Genomic DNA, 7,252 nt, shown 5'->3' on the forward strand with positions numbered 1-7,252 from the left:
AGAAACGGAGATTTTGCAAACAAAAAGAGTTGACCTCGCAAATCACGAGGTCAACTCTTTTTGAAGATTTAATCCACTAAACATATCCTTTCAAGCTTTCTCTTATGTAGGCGTTTTGCATAATTCATATTTTGATTCAGTAAATTTAATTTTAATACAACCGCAAACGAAATCTGGGCCATCTTTCTCCCACTTGCTTTGCGAAGCATTTTATTAAAAAACTCGTTGTGTGACTTTCTACCTTCTCAACAGAGATCCCAGATGTTATGCTATTCCATCCCTTATCATTATCCGTTATCTAAATTTTTCTATTAATACAGAGAAAAAAAACAATAGTTCTTCCTGTATTTTAATCTCATTTATTTCCATATCATGAAATTTCGATAATATATCAGAAAGACCCGACTCCCATATTTGTTGTTCTATCTCTTCTACATTTTCAATGTTAGTTATAATTTTCAAGAATTCTACATAAAGTTCGACTATCTCTTTTAAAAAATACTCGTTAATAACAGTATGTCTTGTAATTGCTGATTTAAAACTAGATAAAAAGTTTGAAAATGGCGCTTCAATTTCCATAGTGATTTTAGCTAGAAGATAAAATTCATTTACTAATTGGTTAATAGAAGGAGGTTTAAATTCTGTTTGAACTAAAGGTATATTTTTTTCGCGTAAATTTACTTTAACCCTATCTATTACCCCTCCACTTCTAACTTTTTCTTGAACGTACAAAATTCGATCTGGCCCAGTATAGTTATGCGCTAGAATTACCCATCGTTTTATGCGTCCCAGTATAGTTAAGGAGCCGATTATTTTACCTAGGAATTCTGAGTAGTAGATCACTGCAGAGTTTATATGATGACTATATGTATTAAAAATGTCTTCAAATGAAAAAATAGAGGATGCTTCTATCGCAAATTCCAACCAATCACCATGGCTATAACGTGCAAAATCTCTTATTGTCTTCGTTAAGTCGCTTTTTGCAGTTTCTGGATCAAAACATGCCAAACATTTAATTAGAGTATGAGCTGCGGAGCGGTATTCGTCATCAAAGCAAAGCTGAGCATTAATTTTTAATATCCCTGGAGCTCCTGTAACAAATTCAGAATTGCGAATCTCTTCACGTATTTCCTCAAGTTCAGCTTCAGTCAATTCACGTCCTATTTTCTCTTCAATTACGTCTTTCTCGTCAAGAATGAGCTTGCGAGCTTGAGATTTACTTCTTAAATTAGCCTTAATCTTCATCCTGCCGTCATCCAGAGGAATAACATCCACTTTGGGGTTAATTACAGGTCTTCCGCCCTTTTCAATTGTATAACCTTCTTCAGTTGAAATACTAGGAATTTCTTGGTGTCTTTCACCTTTAAATTGCCAAGCATTCATTATAAATTGAGTATATGGAGCAAATATGGAGTCTATACATGAGTAGTCTTCGTTGCAAGTGTCACATATCAACCGACTTGTTTTATGTGTCCCACCCCAACAGGAATTAAAAATATGCTCAGCCTTAGTTGCTGGAAGTGAAGTACCGCAATAAAGGCAGCTAGTTAATAAGTTAGACTTAAAAGGAATATTCTTCTCAATTTCTAATGGTTCCATATTCATATAACCTCCTACTCTTAACAAAAACTCGGGAAAATTAAAATCAAACCATCCAGTCTCATCCTCAAATTGTAAAGATTATCTGATGAAATTCATATATCCAGAGTAGCTTTATTGCGTTGATATCCGTTGACTTATAGTGATTTATATTCAACTAAGACTTAAGAAGTAAAGTAGCTAGCTGACGAACTGTAGTAATTACCTATGGATTAAGAAGCTGTATTGACCGACCTATGTTAAGAAGATATAAGTTTATTAGCTATTAGGGGTTACAGACATTGAAAGAATCCCTTAGTTTACCCCATTTAAAGCAAATGATTTATCCTCGGTAGCCTTTTTAATCCGAGATACTGATTAAGCATTCTGTAGTTAAAAATAAATTATCATGATTATACTGCGCTATCTACCTTGCATTTTAATCTCTCATCATGATGCATCGTTTTGACTGTTTGAATTCATTTTCAAATTCGCTATCCATATGTCTTTTATTGTTTTAATCTCATTTAAGTGAGAGTTCCAATCTTCATAGTTAGTTTCTATTTCTTCATAAAAAGTCATAGTTTCAGCATCCGTTAAAAGTTTTATATTCATAACTCCTTCAAAATTATTCATTATATCCCATAAATTAGATTCTTCCTTTTTTAAATTTTCAGATAAGTATTTTAAATGAGCCACTACATCCTCAATATTATTAAATTCCATTCCTAACTTAAGTCCTAATTTATACAAGACATATTTTAGGCCTTTTTGTGGCATTTTAATTATTTGACTTGTTTCAGAAATAATTTGTTCAGCATCCTTAGTATTATTAAGGTATCTAAATATTAAAATGATGCTATCTGTAACATTTTGCATTATTTCATTTAAATCACATAGTTCATCAAAGTTATTTTTATGCTCTTTAAGTTTACTTGAAAAGCTATCAAGTTTTTGATGGAACTTATCCAGATCATCTTTAAACCTCTTTACTTCTTTATATTGCTCCTCAATTTCGTTTGATTTTGATTGAATATTAGCGTTAATTTTACTAATATCCCTCTCAATTCCCTCAATTTTATTTAATTTTTCATCAATTCCTTTTTTAATGTACCAACCTATTAGCCCTGTGACAGTCGCTAAAGCTAAAGCTATTAATCCAACAAATAAAGCAGAGGTATCAATTATTGCAGACAAATTCCCTTCAAGATTAGCAATCTTTTCATTTTTCATTTCGAGAACAATTTTAGTTAATTCATCCTCAGTGAGTGGTCTTTGCTCAGCAAATTTTGCATCTATAATTTTTTCTATTTCTGTGAGGGTAATTGGTGTTGTTTCCTCTTGAGCATGCACAATACTATTTGTAACAAACAGCACAAATAAAACTGTCGAAAAAATAGTTATTAGTCTTTTCATCAATAGCCTCCTAGTAGTCTAAGTAATGGTGATGTTCGAGTTTTTTAATTTCCAGTAGCAAGACTGATAACTCCCCAATATTTCCTCCAATCACTCAAAAACCGGTAATAATAGGTCTTCAATATATTAATGAAAGATATTGGTGATCTCTCATCTATGATAAGCCTTAGAGAAAACGAGACATTTGTTTTCCCAAAACCATTAGGACCAATTACGGTATTGACACCTTCCGTAAAATGAAATTAACTTTTTGAAACTTTCTTATGTTTCATACTTTCAAATTATATCTAAATAAAATTACTTTTTAAAAAATCAATCCATTTAGCAGGATATCCGACCCCCTTTTAATCACTTCTCATAACAAATTCTACCACATTTTTTTCAATTTCATGTATCCATTTACAAGCAAAAAATACAATATTAATCGCCTTTCGACTTAAACTTAAAATAAATCTATCTAGCTAATAATGTAGATTTTAACGATTGATAAGTCGCTAGTTACCTATTTTCGTTAAAATGCTTATTTGTCAGCAATGATACCTTTGAAAGACTAAACAATCGGATCTCACCAAATTATTGCAACCTAAAAAAACCGAGACCTTTTGGTAAACGGACAATATAGTTTTACCAAAGGTGAGTCTGTAGAATAGTTTGTATAACTCCAAAACCAAATAAAATGATTACAGCCAAGTAGGCGGAGAACAATTTGAGAAACTTATCTGTTGAGGCGATTTGGTGAATTTTATATGCAGTGATGAGCACCTTTTAATCTATAAGAAGTATGAAGTCAAAACTAAAACGATGCAAATAGTTGTAATGTCAAAAGCAAGAAGACTAATTGTCAGCGAATATGGTGAGTAGGAAAACATGTTTTCAAATGAGAAAATAAACAAGTTTGAGCCGTAGTCATATAGAAGCGTCTGAAAATAGTATCTGGAAACTGTAAAAATATCAATTCAAACAGTTTATTCTTGATATGCGGCGTGAAATTAGTGTTATTATTGAAAAGGTAATATTAATTAAGTTACCCCGTCGTTGAGAAAAAACTAAGTGAAATAACTAAAAAATCACAAAAGAGGTTTGCTAATGATACCAACACAATTGATAGATATACTAGTTGGAGCAATTAACGTGCAGAGAAAGGCACTTATAAGGATATAAACACAAAAAATCTGAGTGGTGAGGAAAATATTACAATAGATTTGTTAAAATCATTTAAACTTTATTGTTCCCTAGCTATTAGGGAGTTCCAAGATACTGAGCAAAATTCAACAATAGAAGTTACTACAAGGGACTTCCCCAATATTCGTAGTAAAGTACGATGAGATTCGGTCCGATTATTACATTGAGAACCATCATTATACCTCCAATTATGACATGGCCAATTCCAGTTAAAAATCCTTTGGTATAAAAGTCAGGAAAAATCACATGAAATAATAGAATAATGAGTACAGGTAGAATTATTGAACCAATCAAGCTAATGATAATTACTACAAACCCCTTCATTGTTAGGCTCAAAATTCCCCATCTCCCTTCCTTTGATAATCTCCGACTCAGACCCAGCTACATTTGCTAATTTCAATTCATTTCCATCATATCACACCACTTCCAACTTACAATCTCCCTGCTCTGAATCGTTTCCATAAGATGTGGGTAATAATAACGCTATATCAATCTATTTACATGTATACCCACATTGAAATAAGGAGCGTCTACCACCATGACATCTTACAAATACCGACTTGAGCAAAAAAAACCTCACACAGGCACGGGCGGGGTTTCACGCGGAGCTTCAGTTCGGGATTTCCCCGCTTCCGTGGGCCTTGCTGGTGTATCCATGCGATTGGAACCGGGAGGTATGCGTGAACTGCATTGGCATGCCAATGCAGCAGAATGGGGTTATGTCATCAGTGGCTCCTGTCGTACGACAGTCATTCATCCTGACGGACACGCGTATACCGATACGTTTGAGCCAGGAGATGTTTGGTATTTCCCGCGTGGTTATGGCCATTCCATTCAGGGACTTGGTCCGGAAGAATGTCACTTTATTCTTATTTTTGATAACGGGGATTTCTCGGAGGAGCATACCTTTAGCATTACGGATTTCTTGACCCAAACACCTGACAACATTGTCGCCCAAAATCTCGGTATTACGGAAGAACGGGCGGCGCAGCTTCCTCAAGGAGAATCGTATTTTGTCAAAGGGCCTGTCCCGAATGACAGCTCCTCGGACGGAGCGTATCGCCGCAATTCAGAGCTAACGTCAACGCATCGTTATCCCCTAAGCGCCAAGCAGCCTCGACGTGCTCCCGGAGGTGGAACCCAGCGTACTGTGACGGTCGAAGACTTTCCCATCTCATCCACGATGTCGGGGTCACTGATCGAACTTCAGCCGGGTGCACTACGGGAGATGCATTGGCATCCCAATGCGGATGAATGGCAGTATTATATCAGCGGACAAGCTGAAATGACTGTATTTCTGGCAGAAGGCAATTCGGTTACAGAGCAGTTTGAGACAGGAGACGTTGGTTATGCCCCGATGGGTGCAGGTCACTATATCAAAAATACGGGCGAGGAAGTCTGCCGCGTATTAATTGGATTCAACAATGCTCACTACGAAGCCATTGATCTGAGCGAATGGCTTGCGGGCAACCCCATTGACGTGCTGTCTACAAATCTTGAAATGTCCAGGGAAGAAGCAGCAAAACTGCCGAACGACACCCTTTTCATTGCTCCGGATCAAGGTAAGAAGCGGTCATAGTTCAGCTGACATGATATTGCGTTACTTCAAGCCCACAGAGGAAGACAGGCTAAGAGCCATTGAGGGGTTGTATAAGGACTGAAATAAGCAGAGCCACCGATAAAGGGCGGCTCTTTTATTATGCTCTACGGGGCTTGTAAGGCTTTTAATTAGCTATACCCATTGCCGAATGAATTGGTTTCTGATGTTACGGCAGAGTTTACCCTCCTTCGCTCCGCACAATTTTTTTCTAAAAATACCATGTGAGGGCACTCCTCCCAAAATTCATTAAGCTATCTGGCAGGATAGTTTAAACGTTCCTCGAATATTTTACCAGTTGGATAATCTAATGAAATTTGTTGAATTAAGGTTGTCTGAATGAAACGAAAATCTTATAGATAAGGGTGATTCATGTGAATCAAGGACTCATTGTGTTTTTGAACGGAACGTCAAGTTCTGGAAAGACCTCCATATCGACTGAACTGATAAATCAGAAAGAGATTCCTTTTTATCATTTATCAATTGATGATATTTTTAATAATTACAATGATTTTGTTAATAATAAATTTCCAGATGAACCTCCAAGAGGAATAGATCATCAAGTTGTCTCACAAATAGTTGATGATTCCATATTATCAGTGTACCATTCCACAATTAAATTGTTATCAGAACTAGGTTTTAATGTAATAGTAGATACCATAATCGCAAACGACAAGTATTTTAATGATTTTTATGATTTACTTGTTGATTATCCTATATTGTTTGTAGGCGTACGATGCTCGAAAGAAGAACTCACAAGAAGAGAGCAAAGTAGGGGAGATCGATTAATTGGACTAGCACATTCCCAGTTCGACAAAGTATATTCCTATAATGAATATGATCTTGAAGTAAATACGGAAAAGTTGAGTCCAACCGAATGTGCCGATAAAATATTAAGTTTTATTAAGTCCGATCAGGGTTACTCTGCATTTAAGAAATTAAGTAAAAGAGAGATTAGTGTTTCATAATAGGCAAATGCATCAGATAACAACATATTCAAGCATTGGGCTATTGCCCCCTCAGTCTGCCCACAAGATTTCGGAATTATTTTCTTCTCATCGTCATAACCGTATATCAACCCAAATTCCGGCATAAAGAGGTCGAAAGTAATAGCTGGGATCCCCTTATCGACGGACTATTGAATCAAATTGCGTCTAAACAGAACTCAGTACAGATAATTTTCATTGGTACAATGAATAGATTAGATTATTTTATTTCTTGTTTTATTTGGATTCCTCAAATACAATAAAGTAAATATTTGGTGTGTGCAACTGGCGTAAACGTGGAGAACCACGAGGGAGCACATATTCATAACGCCGTACGCCTGGGCAAAGTATTTGATCTTTCGATCAAATACTTTCAGATTGTCGAGAAACCCCGGATATTTAAATATCCAGGGTTTCTTTTTTGCGTTCAGGCAAGAGCCCGTCGGAAAGCGAGGGTTTTACCCCCGTTTTTCCAGGCGATCCAGATGGATCG

General features: G+C 35.8%; 4 protein-coding genes and 1 riboswitch. Of the genes, 2 read left to right on the plus strand and 2 right to left on the minus strand.

All coding sequences use genetic code 11. From position 1 onward, the window contains the following. Positions 1 to 294 precede the first annotated feature (294 nt). Both HPT30_RS02000 and HPT30_RS02005 read right to left on the minus strand, forming a co-directional pair. Positions 295 to 1,599, minus strand: a complete 1,305-nt coding sequence (locus HPT30_RS02000; protein WP_175369858.1) for a hypothetical protein — start codon at positions 1,597 to 1,599, stop codon at positions 295 to 297. A 429-nt stretch (positions 1,600 to 2,028) separates the two neighbouring features. After that, positions 2,029 to 2,994, minus strand: coding sequence for a hypothetical protein (locus HPT30_RS02005; protein ID WP_175369859.1), 966 nt, complete (start codon positions 2,992 to 2,994; stop codon positions 2,029 to 2,031). A gap of 1,720 nt (positions 2,995 to 4,714) precedes the next feature. On the opposite strand from HPT30_RS02005, the gene HPT30_RS02010 reads away from it, so the two are divergent. Both HPT30_RS02010 and HPT30_RS02015 read left to right on the plus strand, forming a co-directional pair. After that, positions 4,715 to 5,755, plus strand: coding sequence for a cupin domain-containing protein (locus tag HPT30_RS02010; protein ID WP_175369860.1), 1,041 nt, complete (start codon positions 4,715 to 4,717; stop codon positions 5,753 to 5,755). 392 nt (positions 5,756 to 6,147) lie between these two features. Then, a complete protein-coding gene (locus HPT30_RS02015; RefSeq protein ID WP_175369861.1) occupies positions 6,148 to 6,741 on the plus strand; it encodes a chloramphenicol phosphotransferase CPT family protein in 594 nt (197 codons plus the stop codon). A 289-nt stretch (positions 6,742 to 7,030) separates the two neighbouring features. Next, positions 7,031 to 7,110: riboswitch (ZMP/ZTP riboswitch) on the plus strand. Positions 7,111 to 7,252: the final 142 nt, after the last annotated feature.

Source organism: Paenibacillus agri, assembly GCF_013359945.1.
Lineage (GTDB): Bacteria > Bacillota > Bacilli > Paenibacillales > Paenibacillaceae > Paenibacillus_AQ > Paenibacillus_AQ agri.